The organism is Paenibacillus sp. FSL K6-4396 (genome assembly GCF_038002525.1).
Lineage (GTDB): Bacteria > Bacillota > Bacilli > Paenibacillales > Paenibacillaceae > Paenibacillus > Paenibacillus amylolyticus_B.
Genome location: NZ_JBBOCR010000001.1, coordinates 348,739 through 366,466 on the forward strand (window position 1 = coordinate 348,739; position 17,728 = coordinate 366,466).

8 protein-coding genes, 17 tRNA genes and 3 rRNA genes are annotated in these 17,728 nt (G+C 49.5%); 26 read left to right on the top strand and 2 right to left on the bottom strand.

All coding sequences use genetic code 11. The features are described from left to right. The first annotated feature begins 141 nt into the window (after positions 1-141). The 22 genes from MHB85_RS01655 to MHB85_RS01760 all read left to right on the top strand — a co-directional run bounded on the left by MHB85_RS01655 (position 142) and on the right by MHB85_RS01760 (position 9,642). On the top strand, positions 142-1,362 hold the full coding sequence (locus tag MHB85_RS01655; protein ID WP_341072261.1) for an ornithine--oxo-acid transaminase: 1,221 nt from the start codon (positions 142-144) through the stop codon (positions 1,360-1,362). Beyond that, entirely contained in the window at positions 1,352-2,317 is a 966-nt protein-coding gene (gene rocF / locus MHB85_RS01660; protein WP_192136429.1) for an arginase, read from the top strand. Before MHB85_RS01655 ends, rocF begins: the two co-directional genes overlap by 11 nt. Positions 2,318-2,934: 617 nt before the next feature. Further along, positions 2,935-4,487, top strand: a 16S ribosomal RNA gene (locus MHB85_RS01665). Positions 4,488-4,857: 370 nt separating this feature from the next. Then, positions 4,858-7,785, top strand: a 23S ribosomal RNA gene (locus MHB85_RS01670). An 83-nt stretch (positions 7,786-7,868) separates the two neighbouring features. After that, positions 7,869-7,985: ribosomal RNA gene (gene rrf, locus MHB85_RS01675) — 5S ribosomal RNA — on the top strand. The 16S, 23S and 5S rRNA genes sit together here with 17 tRNA genes alongside, the layout of an rRNA operon. 59 nt (positions 7,986-8,044) lie before the next feature. Then, a tRNA-Ile gene (locus tag MHB85_RS01680) sits at positions 8,045-8,118 on the top strand. A gap of 33 nt (positions 8,119-8,151) precedes the next feature. Further along, positions 8,152-8,227: transfer RNA gene (locus tag MHB85_RS01685), tRNA-Ala, on the top strand. A 1-nt stretch (position 8,228) separates the two neighbouring features. Beyond that, positions 8,229-8,304: transfer RNA gene (locus MHB85_RS01690), tRNA-Asn, on the top strand. Between the two features lie 3 nt (positions 8,305-8,307). Then, positions 8,308-8,399: transfer RNA gene (locus tag MHB85_RS01695), tRNA-Ser, on the top strand. 16 nt (positions 8,400-8,415) lie between these two features. After that, positions 8,416-8,487 (top strand) — tRNA-Glu (locus tag MHB85_RS01700). 6 nt (positions 8,488-8,493) lie between these two features. Next, positions 8,494-8,569: transfer RNA gene (locus MHB85_RS01705), tRNA-Val, on the top strand. A gap of 16 nt (positions 8,570-8,585) precedes the next feature. Further along, positions 8,586-8,659: transfer RNA gene (locus tag MHB85_RS01710), tRNA-Met, on the top strand. 26 nt (positions 8,660-8,685) lie between these two features. Continuing rightward, positions 8,686-8,763, top strand: a tRNA-Asp gene (locus MHB85_RS01715). Positions 8,764-8,785: 22 nt separating this feature from the next. Next, positions 8,786-8,861: transfer RNA gene (locus MHB85_RS01720), tRNA-Thr, on the top strand. A gap of 97 nt (positions 8,862-8,958) precedes the next feature. Continuing rightward, positions 8,959-9,034: transfer RNA gene (locus MHB85_RS01725), tRNA-His, on the top strand. 11 nt (positions 9,035-9,045) lie between these two features. Beyond that, a tRNA-Gln gene (locus MHB85_RS01730) sits at positions 9,046-9,120 on the top strand. Between the two features lie 9 nt (positions 9,121-9,129). Further along, positions 9,130-9,205, top strand: a tRNA-Lys gene (locus tag MHB85_RS01735). Between the two features lie 9 nt (positions 9,206-9,214). Beyond that, positions 9,215-9,302: transfer RNA gene (locus MHB85_RS01740), tRNA-Leu, on the top strand. 8 nt (positions 9,303-9,310) lie between these two features. Beyond that, positions 9,311-9,385, top strand: a tRNA-Gly gene (locus MHB85_RS01745). Between the two features lie 7 nt (positions 9,386-9,392). Then, positions 9,393-9,469: transfer RNA gene (locus MHB85_RS01750), tRNA-Arg, on the top strand. A gap of 16 nt (positions 9,470-9,485) precedes the next feature. After that, positions 9,486-9,559: transfer RNA gene (locus MHB85_RS01755), tRNA-Pro, on the top strand. 12 nt (positions 9,560-9,571) lie between these two features. Further along, a tRNA-Gly gene (locus tag MHB85_RS01760) sits at positions 9,572-9,642 on the top strand. A 271-nt stretch (positions 9,643-9,913) separates the two neighbouring features. On the opposite strand, the gene MHB85_RS01765 is transcribed toward MHB85_RS01760, so the two are convergent. Together MHB85_RS01765 and MHB85_RS01770 are read right to left on the bottom strand one after the other, a co-directional pair. After that, entirely contained in the window at positions 9,914-10,774 is an 861-nt protein-coding gene (locus MHB85_RS01765; RefSeq protein ID WP_105601631.1) for a CYTH domain-containing protein, read from the bottom strand. A 136-nt stretch (positions 10,775-10,910) separates the two neighbouring features. After that, on the bottom strand, positions 10,911-11,828 hold the full coding sequence (locus MHB85_RS01770) for a LysR family transcriptional regulator (protein WP_341072262.1): 918 nt from the start codon (positions 11,826-11,828) through the stop codon (positions 10,911-10,913). A 368-nt stretch (positions 11,829-12,196) separates the two neighbouring features. Between MHB85_RS01770 and MHB85_RS01775 the strand changes: the two genes are divergently transcribed. The 4 genes from MHB85_RS01775 (at position 12,197) to MHB85_RS01790 (ending at position 17,721) form a co-directional block, all read left to right on the top strand. Beyond that, positions 12,197-13,213, top strand: coding sequence for an ABC transporter ATP-binding protein (locus MHB85_RS01775; protein WP_341072264.1), 1,017 nt, complete (start codon positions 12,197-12,199; stop codon positions 13,211-13,213). A 68-nt stretch (positions 13,214-13,281) separates the two neighbouring features. After that, complete coding sequence (locus tag MHB85_RS01780; RefSeq protein ID WP_210109939.1) at positions 13,282-14,355, top strand: ABC transporter substrate-binding protein; 1,074 nt, start codon at positions 13,282-13,284, stop codon at positions 14,353-14,355. Positions 14,356-14,443: 88 nt separating this feature from the next. After that, on the top strand, positions 14,444-16,114 hold the full coding sequence (locus MHB85_RS01785) for an ABC transporter permease (RefSeq protein ID WP_341072265.1): 1,671 nt from the start codon (positions 14,444-14,446) through the stop codon (positions 16,112-16,114). Beyond that, a complete protein-coding gene (locus tag MHB85_RS01790; protein ID WP_341072266.1) occupies positions 16,111-17,721 on the top strand; it encodes an MBL fold metallo-hydrolase in 1,611 nt (536 codons plus the stop codon). The genes MHB85_RS01785 and MHB85_RS01790 overlap by 4 nt, the downstream gene beginning before the upstream one ends. Positions 17,722-17,728: the final 7 nt, after the last annotated feature.

Here is a 17,728-nt window from a genome sequence, read left to right on the forward strand (position 1 = left end):
CTATTGATATAGGATTGGATTCGAGAAAGGCTTGGAGTAGGCTGGAGTGGAAAAAGAGAGATGTAGTCGTAAATGGCGATGGCATCGCATACATTGTTATTGTATTTTGTATACAATATTTTGGAAAGGTGTTGGGTGTGTATGTCAGATTCCAAAATGTTAATGGATTGGTCGGAGCGTTATGCTGCACCTAATTATCATCCGCTCCCTATTGTTATTGAACAGGCGGAAGGGGTATGGGTGGAAGACCCCGAAGGCCGCCGTTATATGGATATGTTAAGTGCATACTCTGCATTGAATCATGGTCATAGACATCCTGTGATCATACAGGCGCTCAAGGATCAGGCAGATCAGGTTACGCTGACATCACGGGCATTCCACAGCAGCTCCGCTTCTCTTTTTTATCAGAAACTCTCACAATTCACGGGGAAATCGAAGATTCTCGCCATGAATACAGGAGCGGAAGCGGTGGAGACTGCGGTGAAGGCGGTACGTAGATGGGCTTATCGTTGCAAAGGTGTACCGGAGAATCAAGCCGAGATTATCGTATGCTCTGGTAACTTTCATGGAAGAACTCTGACGGTTACGTCCTTTTCTTCTTCAGCGGAGTATAAAAAAGATTTTGGACCGTTCACACCTGGATTCCGGATTATTCCCTATGGAGATATAGAAGCGCTGAAAAAGGCCATTACGCCAAATACGGCTGGTTTTCTTGTAGAGCCTATTCAGGGCGAAGCTGGAATCGTTATCCCGCCTGATGGATATTTGGCTGAAGCTTTTGCTCTGTGTAAGAGCCAGCAGGTGTTGACTGTATCTGATGAGATCCAGACCGGATTTGGAAGAACGGGTCGCCGTTTTGCCTCCGACTGGGAAGGTGTTGAACCAGACATCTGGATTATGGGCAAAGCGTTGGGGGGAGGAGTCATGCCCATCTCGGCTATCGCTGCTGATTCGGAGATACTTGATTTGTTTGAGCCGGGGTCTCATGGTTCTACGTTTGGGGGTAACCCACTCGCTTGCGCCGTGGCTATAGCAGCTCTGAAAGTTCTTGAAGATGAGAAGCTTGCCGAGCGATCGGAGCGTCTGGGGAACTATTTTATGAAAAGACTTCGAGGTATCCACAGTTCAGCCATACGGGATATTCGGGGGAAAGGTTTATTTATTGGTGTTGAACTGTATGAATCAGCCCGTCCCTATTGTGAGCGTTTGATGTCTACTGGACTGCTGTGTAAAGAAACCCATGAGACAACCATTCGATTTGCTCCACCATTGACGATTAAAGAGACTGAGATTGACTGGGCACTGGAGAGAATTGAGCAGGTATTGATCAACAATGAGGGAGCTGACCCACATGAAAAATGATGATGATGTACATGGTGAAATAAAAGATACTTCTATTGATACAAGTCAAACATCTGTGCGACGTGATATTGCTATCATTAAAGTTCCTTTTGGACTCGGTGGAGCAAGAGGTGGAGCAGAGTTGGGGCCTGATGAATTGATTACAGCTGGGCTTAAGCGGGAGATTGCGAGTCTTGGGCTAGTGCTTTCCAAAGAAGTGCGGGTAGATTGTCCTTCTGAACCTGTTGCCCCTATTGAGCGAAATCGTGTAAAACACTTAAATGAGGTGCGTCAGGTCAGTGAGAAGGTGTGTAGTGAAGTATCAGGCGCAGTAGAGGAGGGGGCTTTCCCACTTGTGCTTGGGGGAGATCATAGTGTAGCGATCGGTACTTTAGCCGGATTAACAGCGCACTATTCGAATTTGGGTGTGATCTGGTTTGATGCGCATGCAGACTTGAATACGGAAGAACGGAGCTTGTCTGGTAATATGCATGGCATGAGTGTGGCTGCATCCTTGGGGCATACTGCATTCAATCTATCGCACATTGCTGGAGCAGGCTCGTTTATTGATCCGTCCAACTTGGTCTATATTGGTCTGCGTGATTTGGATGAGTATGAGAAAGAGCAGATTAAGGGACTGGGTATCCGAGCATTTACGATGCATGATATTGACCGTATGGGAATAAAGCAAGTTATTGAGGAAGCAATAGCTACAGCGGATAAAGGGACAGATGGTATTCATGTCAGCTTCGACATGGATTGTCTGGATCCACGGGAAGCTCCGGGTGTGGGCACCCCAGTACCGGGTGGTCTGAATTACCGAGAGGCACATTATGCATTGGAGATACTTGCTTCCACAAATCAAGTTACGTCGATGGAACTGGTTGAGGTGAATCCGTTGTTTGATCAAAATAGACATACGGCACGACTTGGCGTGGAACTAATTGCTTCGTTACTTGGTAAGCGCATATTGTAAGCACTGAGAAGTGAAACGGAATGTGTAAGCTGTACCAAAGGAATAGACTTTCTTATTTATTATAGAAGGAAAGAAAACTGAGATCTCCGAAAACTAGGGCTAGTCACAAGAAAATGTTCACTGCAATCGCAGTGGAAATGGCTGCCCTGGTTATGTTTAATGGATATGTATATTAGAAGCACCGTAATAAGGATGCTGAGAGTTATTTGTATGTACAGGAGCGTCACATTACATATTGTGCTGATGATGTGGGTTGATTATCATTTTATGAAAAAAAGACTTGCAATTGAAATCTGTACATGATATATTCTAATTCCGGCCAAGAAAACACGGTTTACACGGTGCGGCAAGCGGTTGAAATGAGCTTCGAAAGAAACTTAAAAAAAGAGCTTGCAAAGTTGGTGCGGACATGATATTATATAAGAGTTGCTGAAGAGAACGACATTCGGTAACGAAACAAGTTTGATCTTTGAAAACTGAACAACGAGTGAGTAAACATTCTGCTTGCAGAATGAACGCGAAAGTTTGAAACAAGCCTTGGCTTGAATCGACTGGAGCACAAATGAGATTTTTAATCTCGTCAGATTCAAAATGAGCTTATCGCTCTTTTCAATACTTTATTGGAGAGTTTGATCCTGGCTCAGGACGAACGCTGGCGGCATGCCTAATACATGCAAGTCGAGCGGAGTTGATAGGAAGCTTGCTTCCTTGATACTTAGCGGCGGACGGGTGAGTAACACGTAGGCAACCTGCCCTCAAGTTTGGGACAACTACCGGAAACGGTAGCTAATACCGAATAATTGTTTTCTTCGCCTGAAGGGAACTGGAAAGACGGAGCAATCTGTCACTTGGGGATGGGCCTGCGGCGCATTAGCTAGTTGGTGAGGTAACGGCTCACCAAGGCGACGATGCGTAGCCGACCTGAGAGGGTGATCGGCCACACTGGGACTGAGACACGGCCCAGACTCCTACGGGAGGCAGCAGTAGGGAATCTTCCGCAATGGGCGAAAGCCTGACGGAGCAATGCCGCGTGAGTGATGAAGGTTTTCGGATCGTAAAGCTCTGTTGCCAGGGAAGAACGCTTGGGAGAGTAACTGCTCTCAAGGTGACGGTACCTGAGAAGAAAGCCCCGGCTAACTACGTGCCAGCAGCCGCGGTAATACGTAGGGGGCAAGCGTTGTCCGGAATTATTGGGCGTAAAGCGCGCGCAGGCGGTCATTTAAGTCTGGTGTTTAATCCCGGGGCTCAACCCCGGATCGCACTGGAAACTGGGTGACTTGAGTGCAGAAGAGGAGAGTGGAATTCCACGTGTAGCGGTGAAATGCGTAGATATGTGGAGGAACACCAGTGGCGAAGGCGACTCTCTGGGCTGTAACTGACGCTGAGGCGCGAAAGCGTGGGGAGCAAACAGGATTAGATACCCTGGTAGTCCACGCCGTAAACGATGAGTGCTAGGTGTTAGGGGTTTCGATACCCTTGGTGCCGAAGTTAACACATTAAGCACTCCGCCTGGGGAGTACGGTCGCAAGACTGAAACTCAAAGGAATTGACGGGGACCCGCACAAGCAGTGGAGTATGTGGTTTAATTCGAAGCAACGCGAAGAACCTTACCAGGTCTTGACATCCCTCTGACCGGTACAGAGATGTACCTTTCCTTCGGGACAGAGGAGACAGGTGGTGCATGGTTGTCGTCAGCTCGTGTCGTGAGATGTTGGGTTAAGTCCCGCAACGAGCGCAACCCTTATATTTAGTTGCCAGCACTTCGGGTGGGCACTCTAGATAGACTGCCGGTGACAAACCGGAGGAAGGTGGGGATGACGTCAAATCATCATGCCCCTTATGACCTGGGCTACACACGTACTACAATGGCCGGTACAACGGGCTGCGAAATCGCGAGATGGAGCCAATCCCAACAAAGCCGGTCTCAGTTCGGATTGCAGGCTGCAACTCGCCTGCATGAAGTCGGAATTGCTAGTAATCGCGGATCAGCATGCCGCGGTGAATACGTTCCCGGGTCTTGTACACACCGCCCGTCACACCACGAGAGTTTATAACACCCGAAGTCGGTGGGGTAACCGCAAGGAGCCAGCCGCCGAAGGTGGGATAGATGATTGGGGTGAAGTCGTAACAAGGTAGCCGTATCGGAAGGTGCGGCTGGATCACCTCCTTTCTATGGAGAATCGTTTCCTGCAACGGAAACATTCAAATAAGCAGGTTCTTAGAACCTGCGACAGCGATTCATTTTGGTCCATCACTTCGGTGTGGATGAAATGAAGAGCACAAGCAACTCACTCGTTGCTCAGTTTTGAGAGCTCAAACTCTCAAAACAGCTTGCTTTTGCATGGAGCTTGTTCTTTGAAAACTAGATATCGAAACGAAACAAACGCGAATTAGAACATTCCTTTTTAGCTGAACTTGTGTTAAACAAGTTTAATAAATTGGTACTTAATTGCTTTTGCGATGGTATTGGATGGGAGTGACTTTTGGCTTTGGACGTAGTCCAAAACAAGGGAAGCGAGCAGCCAAAACCGGAGCAAACTGGTTAAGCTACTAAGAGCACACGGAGGATGCCTAGGCGCTAGGAGCCGATGAAGGACGTGGCGAACAACGAAACTGCCTCGGGGAGCTGTAAGCAAGCTTTGATCCGGGGGTGTCCGAATGGGGAAACCCAGCTGGGGTAATTTCCAGTTACTCACAACTGAATACATAGGTTGTGCAGAGGCATACCAGGGGAACTGAAACATCTAAGTACCCTGAGGAAGAGAAAACAATAGTGATTCCGTCAGTAGCGGCGAGCGAACGCGGAGAAGCCCAAACCAAAGAGCTTGCTCTTTGGGGTTGTGGGACGTCTCACATGGAGTTACAAAGGAACCGGTTAAGCGAAGAGGTCTGGAAAGGCCCGCCAAAGAAGGTAAAAGCCCTGTAGTTGAAAGTTGGTTCCCTCCGAGACGGATCCCGAGTAGTGCGGGGCACGTGAAACCCCGTATGAATCCGGCAGGACCATCTGCCAAGGCTAAATACTTCCTAGCGACCGATAGTGAAGCAGTACCGTGAGGGAAAGGTGAAAAGCACCCCGGAAGGGGAGTGAAATAGAACCTGAAACCGTGTGCTTACAAAAAGTCAGAGCCCGTTTTAGGGGTGATGGCGTGCCTTTTGTAGAATGAACCGGCGAGTTACGTTCCCGTGCAAGGTTAAGGTGAAGAGCCGGAGCCGCAGCGAAAGCGAGTCTGAATAGGGCGACTTAGTACGTGGACGTAGACCCGAAACCGGGTGATCTACCCCTGTCCAGGGTGAAGGTGCGGTAACACGCACTGGAGGCCCGAACCCACGCATGTTGAAAAATGCGGGGATGAGGTGGGGGTAGCGGAGAAATTCCAATCGAACTCGGAGATAGCTGGTTCTCCCCGAAATAGCTTTAGGGCTAGCCTCGGAAAACAGAGTCGTGGAGGTAGAGCACTGATTGGGTGCGGGGCCCGCAAGGGTTACCAAGCTCAGTCAAACTCCGAATGCCATAGACTTACTTCCGGGAGTCAGACAGTGAGTGCTAAGATCCATTGTCAAAAGGGAAACAGCCCAGACCATCAGCTAAGGTCCCCAAGTGTGTGTTAAGTGGGAAAGGATGTGGAGTTGCACAGACAACCAGGATGTTGGCTTAGAAGCAGCCACCATTGAAAGAGTGCGTAATAGCTCACTGGTCGAGTGACTCTGCGCCGAAAATGTAACGGGGCTAAACACACCACCGAAGCTATGGCTTGATGCAATGCATCAGGGGTAGGGGAGCGTTGTATAAGGGTTGAAGGTGTACCGTAAGGAGCGCTGGACATTATACAAGTGAGAATGCCGGTATGAGTAACGAAAAGATCAGTGAGAATCTGATCCGCCGAAAGCCTAAGGGTTCCTGAGGAAGGCTCGTCCGCTCAGGGTAAGTCGGGACCTAAGGCGAGGCCGAAAGGCGTAGTCGAAGGACAACAGGTCGAAATTCCTGTACCACCGTAAGCCGTTATGAGCAATGGGGGGACGCAGTAGGGTAGTGACGCGGACTGATGGATGTCCGTCTAAGCAGTAAGGCTGATGTGTAGGCAAATCCGCACATTGTAAGGCTGAGCTGTGATGGGGAGCGAAAATTGTAGTAGCGAAGGTCATGATCTCACACTGCCAAGAAAAGCCTCTAGCCAGGTGAAGGTGCCCGTACCGCAAACCGACACAGGTAGGCGAGAAGAGTATTCTAAGGCGCGCGGAAGAACTCTCGTTAAGGAACTCGGCAAAATGACCCCGTAACTTCGGGAGAAGGGGTGCCCCGGTAGTGTGAATAGCACGAGGGGGCCGCAGTGAAAAGGCCCAAGCGACTGTTTAGCAAAAACACAGGTCTGTGCGAAGCCGTAAGGCGAAGTATACGGGCTGACGCCTGCCCGGTGCTGGAAGGTTAAGGGGAGTGGTTAGGGAGTAATCCCGAAGCTGTGAACCGAAGCCCCAGTAAACGGCGGCCGTAACTATAACGGTCCTAAGGTAGCGAAATTCCTTGTCAGGTAAATTCTGACCCGCACGAATGGCGTAACGACTTGGGCGCTGTCTCAACGAGAGATCCGGTGAAATTTTAATACCTGTGAAGATGCAGGTTACCCGCGACAAGACGGAAAGACCCCATGGAGCTTTACTGCAGCTTGATATTGAATTTGGGTACGATCTGTACAGGATAGGTGGGAGCCTTTGAAGCATGAGCGCCAGCTTGTGTGGAGGCAACGTTGGGATACCACCCTGATCGTATCTAGGTTCTAACCTGGTACCGTAATCCGGTGCGGGGACAGTGTCAGGTGGGCAGTTTGACTGGGGCGGTCGCCTCCTAAAGAGTAACGGAGGCGCCCAAAGGTTCCCTCAGAATGGTTGGAAATCATTCGAAGAGTGCAAAGGCATAAGGGAGCTTGACTGCGAGACCTACAAGTCGAGCAGGGACGAAAGTCGGGCTTAGTGATCCGGTGGTACCGCATGGAAGGGCCATCGCTCAACGGATAAAAGCTACCCTGGGGATAACAGGCTTATCTCCCCCAAGAGTCCACATCGACGGGGAGGTTTGGCACCTCGATGTCGGCTCATCGCATCCTGGGGCTGAAGTAGGTCCCAAGGGTTGGGCTGTTCGCCCATTAAAGCGGTACGCGAGCTGGGTTCAGAACGTCGTGAGACAGTTCGGTCCCTATCTGTCGTGGGCGTAGGAAATTTGAGAGGAGCTGTCCTTAGTACGAGAGGACCGGGATGGACGTACCGCTGGTGTACCAGTTGTTCCGCCAGGAGCACCGCTGGGTAGCTATGTACGGACGGGATAAACGCTGAAAGCATCTAAGCGTGAAGCCCCCCTCAAGATGAGATTTCCCAGTATGTAAGACCCCTTGAAGACGACGAGGTAGATAGGCTGGGGGTGGAAGTGCAGCAATGCATGGAGCTGACCAGTACTAATCGGTCGAGGGCTTATCCAAATATGCAAGTGATAATTCGCATGTTTCGTTTCGAATCTAGTTTTCAGAGAACAACAACTCTGAAATGTAAGTTAAGCTATGCGTTTGGTGGCGATGGCGGAGGGGTTCCACACGTACCCATCCCGAACACGACCGTTAAGCCCTCTAGCGCCGATGGTACTTGGACCGCAGGGTCCTGGGAGAGTAGGACGCCGCCAAGCGATTTCCCTTTGGGGTATTTTTTTTGCCCCCCTTGCAAAGGAATAAGGGATATATATTAGGGCCCTTAGCTCAGTTGGTTAGAGCGCACCTCTGATAAGGGTGAGGCCGGTGGTTCGAGTCCACCAGGGCCCATAGCAAGACCACAACAAGAAATACACAGAGTATGGGGCCATAGCTCAGCTGGGAGAGCGCCTGCCTTGCAAGCAGGAGGTCAGCGGTTCGATCCCGCTTGGCTCCACCATTCCCTGATAGCTCAGTTGGTAGAGCACTCGACTGTTAATCGAGTTGTCACAGGTTCGAGCCCTGTTCGGGGAGCCATATGGAGAGGTGTCCGAGCTGGCCGAAGGAGCACGATTGGAAATCGTGTAGGCGTCACAAGCGTCTCGAGGGTTCGAATCCCTCTCTCTCCGCCAGATAATTTTTTAGCAAGGCCCGTTGGTCAAGGGGTTAAGACACCTCCCTTTCACGGAGGTAACAGGGGTTCGAATCCCCTACGGGTCATATTATGGAGGCTTAGCTCAGCTGGGAGAGCATCTGCCTTACAAGCAGAGGGTCGGGGGTTCGATCCCCTCAGCCTCCACCATATAACTTTATAACGACGCGGGGTGGAGCAGCCCGGTAGCTCGTCGGGCTCATAACCCGAAGGCCGCAGGTTCAAATCCTGCCCCCGCAATTATACTTTCCTTGAGAAAGTACTATGGAACCGTGGTGTAGTTGGCCTAACATGCCTGCCTGTCACGCAGGAGATCGCGGGTTCGAATCCCGTCGGTTCCGCCATTTTTAATAAAATATACACCGTGCCGGTGTAGCTCAACTGGTAGAGCAACTGACTTGTAATCAGTAGGTTGGGGGTTCAAGTCCTCTCGCCGGCACCATTTTTAGTATTTACATATGAATTTGTGATAGAATGTATATTACAAGTTAAATTGGTAATACTAAGATTCTCTTAGTGGATGAATGGCTTACTCTATGGCGGTCGTGGCGAAGTGGTTAACGCACCGGTTTGTGGATCCGGCATTCGGGGGTTCAATTCCCCTCGATCGCCCCATGATTTTTTAATGGGGATTAGCCAAGCGGTAAGGCAACGGACTTTGACTCCGTCATGCATAGGTTCAAATCCTATATCCCCAGCCATTTCATTACGAGTCATTAGCTCAGTTGGTAGAGCACCTGACTTTTAATCAGGGTGTCGAAGGTTCGAGCCCTTCATGACTCACCATTATATTTTGCGGTCGTGGCGGAATTGGCAGACGCGCACGGTTCAGGTCCGTGTGGGCTAACCCCCCGTGGAGGTTCGAGTCCTCTCGACCGCACCATATGTTTTGCGGAAGTGGCTCAGCGGTAGAGCATTGCCTTGCCAAGGCGAGGGTCGCGGGTTCGATTCCCGTCTTCCGCTCCAATATTTTGCGCCCTTAGCTCAGCTGGATAGAGCGTTTGACTACGAATCAAAAGGCCGGGAGTTCGAATCTCTCAGGGCGCGCCATTATTCTCATAAGTATCGGGATGTAGCTCAGCTTGGTAGAGCACCTGGTTTGGGACCAGGGGGTCGCATGTTCAAATCGTGTCATCCCGATTTTTTTTATTTGCGGGTGTAGTTCAATGGTAGAACTTTAGCCTTCCAAGCTAATAGCGTGGGTTCGATTCCCATCACCCGCTTCCTAGTAACATATAGAAGAGCCTTTGCTTATAGCAAGGGCTTTTTTGTTTTCACCTATAAGAAGAGGTGATTTTCAGAAAACCAGAGTTTAATGTGAGTAGTCAACTCGAGTTGAACAGATGAAATAGATAAGCAAAAATCTTAACTGTTGATAAACGTAGAATTACTTAATTAACTGATTTTAATTCGTTCTCTACACAAAAAAAGACAAGTCCCTCTCCTACGATATCCGCAGGAAGAGGAACTTGTCTTTTTAATTAGAGCCAGCGATTAGTATCTTTCCAAAATAGTCTGTGTCTTCAAGCCATCGGCCGGAATCAGCCAGTTTTTGTTCTCCAGCAATTGCAGCAGTTGAGTACGCAGACCGGATACGGCTACAGTATCATCGGTTTTGAAAGAAACCTCTACGATATTCTCAATACCTGTACCTGCTGCGTCACGGATTGGCCATACTTCGAGTGTAAGCTCTTGACCATTCCATGTACCTTCATAACGTTGGAATGTGATTGGGCCATATGCACGGGATTGAGTCAGTTGTTGTTTACCCCAGTTGGAAGCAGACCAGTTCTTCAATTTGCCCGGAAGCTTGTCCAGTAACATGTTCAGGGCATCTTGCTGGGAAGGAAGTTGAACACCTGTCGCTTTGGTATCGACTTTTTTGGTGTTGGAGAAGCTCAGTGTCTGTTTGCCGTATCCCCAATCAATTTCAGCCTCGTAGTTATCATCTGATATGTCGAACCCTTCTTGGTTAGCCAGGGTAAGCGCTGCGTTGATGTCGCCATTGATTACAGGGTAGCGTTTTTTATAAGTCAATTCGTAGTTATTTTTGTCATCCTTTTTGCGAAAACGAACGTTCCATCCTTGTTGATCCAATCCGAGAGCATTGGTGTCGAAGTACTCTACGTTAATGTTTCTTGGCGTGGAACTCAGGCCGAGTGTCTGAATCACTTCACTGCGTGGTGTCCCATCTATATTCAATACAAGTTCCGGCTTGGCCAGAAACTTTACTTCATAAGCAGGAACGGCATTGGCAGCAGCTGAAGCCTGGGGTGCTCCCAGAAATGTCATTCCACTTCCCAATGTTACGATGCTAAGCATCAATGAGGCGGTTACCTTTTTCCACTTTTTCAAAACCAATCACTCTCCTAATCTGGATTAACGTACAGACTCACTTTATCGCCCGAATATATGAAGCGATTAAAGGGGAGCGCACATTGCGTTAATTCTGCATAGATTTGATGAATGGTAAACGATAGTTTATAGCGGATCAGGGCAATCTGCCATGGAAAATAGGGGAGCCGTGACTCACCTCTCGTAGCACTTCTTTGAAGCGGTTTACCTGAACGGAAGGGTGGCGGTCCTTGTTATGTACCGTATAGATATGGCGCGGCGCTTGCTCTCCGGGAATGGGAAGAACTTGAATGAGCCCGTGCTGTTCCTCCCACTGTACCGCCATCCGAGACATGAATGAGACATGCCCCCCGATTAACACGAGCTGTTTGATCGCTTCCAGGGAATCCATCTCCACGGTACTCCTCAAACGAATGTCATGTTGCGCAAGCCATTGATTGGTTAACCGTCGAGTACTGGATTCATTGCCATGTAAGGCAAAAGGAATCTGCGCGATATGATCAGGTGTTAATGCATCCTTCTGGGCCAACCCATGTTGTGGAGAACAGATCAATACTAAGTCGTCTTCACACAGCGTCTCAGCTTGCAGGGCGGGTCCAACAAATGGCTCGGAAGAGATCACCCCCAGATCAATCTGATGCCGAATCAGCATCTCGCGAATAACAGGTGATGGTTTGACGGATAGGACGATACGTATGCCCGGGAATTCCTGCGAAAAGGTGTTGAGTATGGCGGGCAACAGATATGTAGCCGGTACATAGCTTGCCCCAATGTGCAGAGTGCCCCGATATAGACTGTCATATTCCTTTACAACCCGTCGTGCTTCCTGGGTCAAGGCATTGATTTTGACGGAATAGTGGAGCAGGGCTTGTCCTGCCTCGGTTAGAAACGTCTTTCCACTGCGCGATTCGAATAATCGCACACCCATCTCTTCCTCCAACGACTTCATATGAAATGTAACAGTGGGTTGCTTGATCCCCAGTAACTCGGCCACGCTTGTCATGTGATGATGCTTGTCGATCAGCTCAACAATTTGCAATTTGATCAGATTCAATGTCCCAGCACTCCTCTCACTTCTACTAACCCCAATATATAAGATGATCTAATGTTTTTCATAAAGACGGAGAGTACAGAACCAATCTGAAGAAGCGAAGCGTTCGCCTTTATCCCCGGATTTCTCCCTTTAAAAAGGGAGTATAAGAAATCTGGGGATAACAGCGATCGGAAGATGGTGCTGTAATCGAAGCGAAAACATGAAAATTAATTTAGTTCACCTACTATAGATTTAATCTATGAAGATCAACAGAATTCATCTAAAAAGTTAATTCCAATTTTACATACAAGACATACAACTCGCGAAAGCGGACGTTAGACTGAGAACAGTGCAAGAGATCAAGTAACAGAAGACAGGCAGGGATGCTTATGAAATTAGAGATGACAGGAATTCAAAAATCATTTAATCAAACACCCGCACTGCTGCCGACAGATCTAACGCTTGAACATGGAAAGTTCACGACACTGCTTGGCCCGTCGGGCTGTGGCAAAACAACACTGCTCCGCATGTTGGCCGGGCTGGAACAGCCGGACGCGGGGGAGATTCGTGCAGATGGTCAGTGTATCTACTCTGCGGCGAAGCGGATTGATATACCAACACACAAGCGTAATCTGGGCATGGTGTTTCAGGATTTTGCATTATGGCCGCATTTGACCGTATACGAAAATGTAGCGTTTGGCCTGAAGGCCAGAAAACAGAAATCTGATCTGCGGCAAAAGGTGAACGAAGCACTTGGCATGGTTCGCCTGCAAGGCATGGAAGATCGATATCCTCATCAGCTGTCTGGTGGACAGCAGCAACGGGTTGCTTTTGCCAGAGCCGTAGCGGTCAGACCTGGTGTGATCCTGTTCGATGAGCCACTGAGCGCACTGGATGCTGTACTCCGGGAAGAGATGCGGATTGAGATGATGTCTTTGGTACGGGATATGGGGCTGACTGCGCTGTACGTCACACATGATCAGATTGAAGCGATGTCGATGTCGGATGAGATTGTGGTGATGCAGAAGGGACGGATATTGCAAAAGGGAAGCCCGGAAACGATCTACTCGGCACCAAGTGATCCGTATGTTGCTTCGTTTATCGGAAAGTCCAACTGGCTCACGCCTAATCAATCGATGGTGCGTCCAGAGCATGTCACCTGGAACAAAACAGATCATGACGATCTGTGTTATCCGGGAACTGTACTCAGCGTCAGCTATGTAGGTGAACGCTACGAAGTGCGGGTGCAGATGGAAGGGCTGGGCGTATGGACAGCCTATATGAACCAAAGAGTACGCGTAGGGGAGAGAGTTCAGCTCTATGTTGCTCCCGAGCGGATATGCCGCATGGATGGTTATGACCACCCAAGTATGAAACAGAACGAAGCAATCGCAGTGGCATATTAAATTGTTGAACGAGCACAGTTGGAAGCAGGATTACACATTTTATAAGAAACCAGGGGAGATGGATGAATATGTTGGGGATGAAAACACGAAAAAAGAGCGCAATGCTGTTATTAACGGCGGTTATGAGTATCAGTTTGTTCGGATGTAGTACAGGGAACTCGACCACAGGAAATGCGGCGCAACCCGCAAGTGAAGGAAACACAGCAGCAGCGGCAGAAACAACGAAACCGGCTGGCGGCAAGTTGGTACTGTACAGTGCTGGCCCACAGAAGCTGGCCGATAACATCGTGAGCGGATTTACAGACAAAACAGGGATCGAAGTTGAGATGTTCCAGGGAACGACAGGCAAAATTCTGGCTCGTATGGAAGCTGAGAAATCCAATCCGGTGGCAGACGTTGTAATCCTGGCCTCTTTACCTTCAGCACAGGCTTTGAAAGCCGATGGACTGACGATGCCTTACCCGGAAGCAGCTAATGCAGACAAGCTGAACAAGGACTGGTCGGATGCAGAGGGCAACTATTTTAGCAGCAGTGCTTCCGCACTGGGTATTGTGTATAACACCAAACTGGTATCTACACCACCAACAAGTTGGGCAGAACTTGCTACGCCTGCGTGGAAAGATGCAGTGAACATTCCCGACCCTACATTGTCAGGTTCAGCACTCGACTTCATCACGGGATACCTGAGTGCGAATGGTGAAAAAGGATGGGATCTGTTAAGCGCCTATAAAGCCAATGGAGTAGCGATGGCAGGAGCCAATCAGGAAGCCCTTGATCCAGTCATTACAGGTGCGAAAAGCATCGTAGCGGCAGGTGTGGACTACATGGCGTATTCCTCTAAGGCAAAAGGTGAACCACTGGATATCGTGTACCCTGAGGAAGGCACGGTAATCAGCCCAAGACCGGCAGCGATTCTGAAATCCAGTCCGAATGTAGAGAATGCCAAAGCGTTTATTGACTACCTGTTGTCCGATGAAGCTCAGAAGCTTGTTGCAGATGCTTATCTGATTCCGGGCCGTGAAGACATTGAAGCGACTAACCGTGCCAATGTGAAGGATATTCCACAGCTTAAAGTGGATTGGAACTGGATGAGCGAACATGGCGAAGAGACAGCAGCGCGTTTTTCCGAGACTTTTAAGTAAGAAACAATAGGATAGAGACAATTAGGCAAAAGGAATACCTGCTGTCTGTGGAAAGTCATGTGAGGTGAACGTAGTGAAACCTGTTGTAATGGACAACAACCGAATTTTTCGGAGAGTGGGCGTGATTCTGGCCCTCTTTCTGCTGACCATAAGCATTGGCGTGCCACTCTTGCTGATCTTCTGGCAAAGTGTGTATCCGGACGGACAATGGGACTGGATGGCTCCGATTCGCACGATTACGGGTCATCATCTATCAGGTGTATTGCTGAATTCCGTCTGGCTTGGCATCTGCGTTGTAGCAGTAACCACGCTGCTGGCGCTACCGTTGGCCTGGATGATGGCGAAGACCCGAATGGGCGAGCATCGCTGGGTGGATGTAATCCTGATGATTCCGTTCATGACCCCGCCGTATATCGGATCGATGGGCTGGATTCTGTTTATGCAAAAAGGGGGATACCTGCAACAATGGGTGCCTTCATCTGCAGGCTGGAGTGAGCTGTTCTTCAGCTTCTGGGGCATGGTGCTCATCATGAGCTTGCACCTGTTCCCATTCCTGTACCTGCTGCTTCGAGATGCGTTGATCCGCATCGGTGGCAATCTGGAAGAAGCGGGAGCCGTGCACGGTGCACGTGCAGGGTACCGTTTCAGACGTATTATTTTACCCTTATTGTTGTCGTCTTACGGCATGGGGATCATGCTGGTCTTTGTCAAAACGATTGCGGAATTCGGAACACCGGCAACCTTTGGGCGCAAGATTGGCTATTATGTCATGACCTCCGAAATCCATAAGTACATCTCCAGTTGGCCGATTGATTTCGGCAAGGCGACTTCGCTGGCATCGGTGCTGTTGTCCGTCTGTCTGGTGATGTGGTATATGCAGTCTGCCATGAGTCGAAAGTTCACGTATCGTCTGGTTGGTGGCAAAGGGCAACGTACGAAGCGATATTCCCTTCGTGGCGGAGCCGGATGGTTATGTGGGGCATATCTTGCAATCCTGTTGATCCTGTCGATAGGTATCCCGTATTTCTCCATCATCGCCGCTTCGACCATGAAGTTACGAGGATCGGGAATTGCTTTTGATAATCTGACCTTGGATCATTACAAAGAGCTGTTATCTTGGGGATCGGTGAGTATGAAGGCCATCGGGAACAGTCTCGGTCTATCCCTCGCGGCTTCAACCGTTGCTGTTGTTATTGGTACGGGTTTTGCGCTCGCGATCGGCAGATCATCTTCATTCATGCAGCGTGTGATTGACTTGTTCAGTCTGTTGCCTAATACGGTGCCGGGTATCGTGATGGTTGTGGGTCTGATTCTCTTCTGGAACTCACCCTGGATGCCTGTCACGTTGTATAACACCTACGGCATGGTTGTGCTCACGTACGTTGTGCTCTTCTTGCCTTACACCGTGCAGTATGTAAAATCGAGCTTTACCCAGATTGACGGAACGTTGTTCCAGGCTGGGCAAGTATTTGGAGGGAAGCCGCTGTATATTCTGCGGCGTATCTTGATACCGCTGATCCTGCCTGGCATGCTGGCCGGCTGGATGATGACCTTTACGATTGCTACCCGGGAGCTAGTAGGTTCGTTGTTAATTCTTCCGCCGTCCATGCAGACGTCAGCTACGTATATTTTTGCCCAGTTTGAACAAGGTCAGGTATCACTCGGAATGGCGATGGCCGTTGTAACTGTAGGTATGACGGTGCTGATGCTGCTTGGAATCGAACTGCTGAATTCAAAGAGAAAGTGGAATGCATCATGATCAAACTGAACGTATGGGGCGGTGCAGGGGAACATGGACGTTCCGCCTATCTCCTGAGCGGGAGCCGGTTTCGCCTTTTGCTGGATTGTGGTGTGAAAAAAGAAGGCACGGGCCAGTATCCGCTAATTGACCCGGAGATTGTCCCGCAACTGGATGCGGTGTTTTTGTCCCACGCCCATGAGGATCATTCGGTCGCCATCCCTTTGCTGTATAAGATGGGCTACCGGGGTGAAGTATGGACAACGAGAGAGACGAGGGCACAGCTGCGTACGTATTTTGCCAACTGGCGAAGATTTGCAGAACGTGTCGGAGAGAAACTCCCTTACGATGAAGCAGATGAGCAGGCTATTCGTTATCGTTATCTGGAAGATGAAGTCGTATCCCAAACCTGGTTCGAACCGATTCCCGAAGTAAAAGTGATGTGGGGCCGGAGTGGACATCTGGCTGGATCGGTGTGGTTTGGACTTGAAATGGAAGCGAAGCGGATTTTTTATTCCGGGGACTACACGTCCGAATCAATGCTTTTACAGGAGGATTGCCCAGCGGAGGCGTTCTCACGGACAAACATGATTCGTGAAGATACGTTGTTCGATGCTCCGAGCAGCGAGCGGTGGGGTATGGAGGAACTAATCGTTATGAACAGCGGGCAAAAGGCTGGAGAATTTATAACGTCACAAGATCAGACATCTGTTGCATCAGAGGCGTCGTCAAGAACGCTTGTATCCATGGAGATACCCATGAAGCAGAGAAATTCCATATCCAATGGTGCAGATGGAGCAGTCAGAGCAAGCAGAGCAAACGTAGCAGACGCTGCGCCAAAATCCTCCGTCGGGCTGGTAGATCTGGCGATCGTTGATGCGGCCTACGGTACGGATCAGGATACACAGGCCGACAAACTGGAACAGCTTGAACGAACCATTCGCCAGACGATTGCTCAAGGCGGAAAGGTGCTCTTACCCATGCCTGTCGTAGGGCGTGGACAGGAGATCATACTGTGGGCACAGCAACAATTCCCGGCTGTTCCAATGGTAGTGGAACAAGGGCTGGTGGACGGTATGAAGCAGCTTATGCATGTTCCGTATTGGTTGAGGGAGAAGGGAGAGCATGTCATCGGAAGTTCGTTGAAAGACAAAATCGATTGTTTTCTGACTGGACGAGAATGGGATCTGCCTACAACTACCCAAGAGCGGGAACAACTGTTGGAACATCATGCTGCTTCGTTATGGTTTATTCCGGACGGCATGATGCAGTCCTCGCTTGCCCGTTGGTATTATAGTCAATTATCGGACAGGGAGGAGAATCTGATTCTGCTCACCGGGCATGTTGCTCATGGCACATTTGCTGATAAACTGCTACGGGTTCCTGACAAGTATGGAGTGTGTGAGGTGCGGAAAATACGATATAAAGTGCATCAGGGCTGGAAGGATGTTGAACGGATGCTGCATCAGATTCCAGCAAGGCATACGGTCCTTGTGCATGCTGACCGGGCAGAGACGGACCGATTAAAAGAAGGTTTGCTCAGAAATAGCCCGTCACCGGGAACAGTTATACATTCACTGTCTGCTGGTGACGAGCTATATGTGTGCATTGTGCATGAATCGAATTGATGCGTCA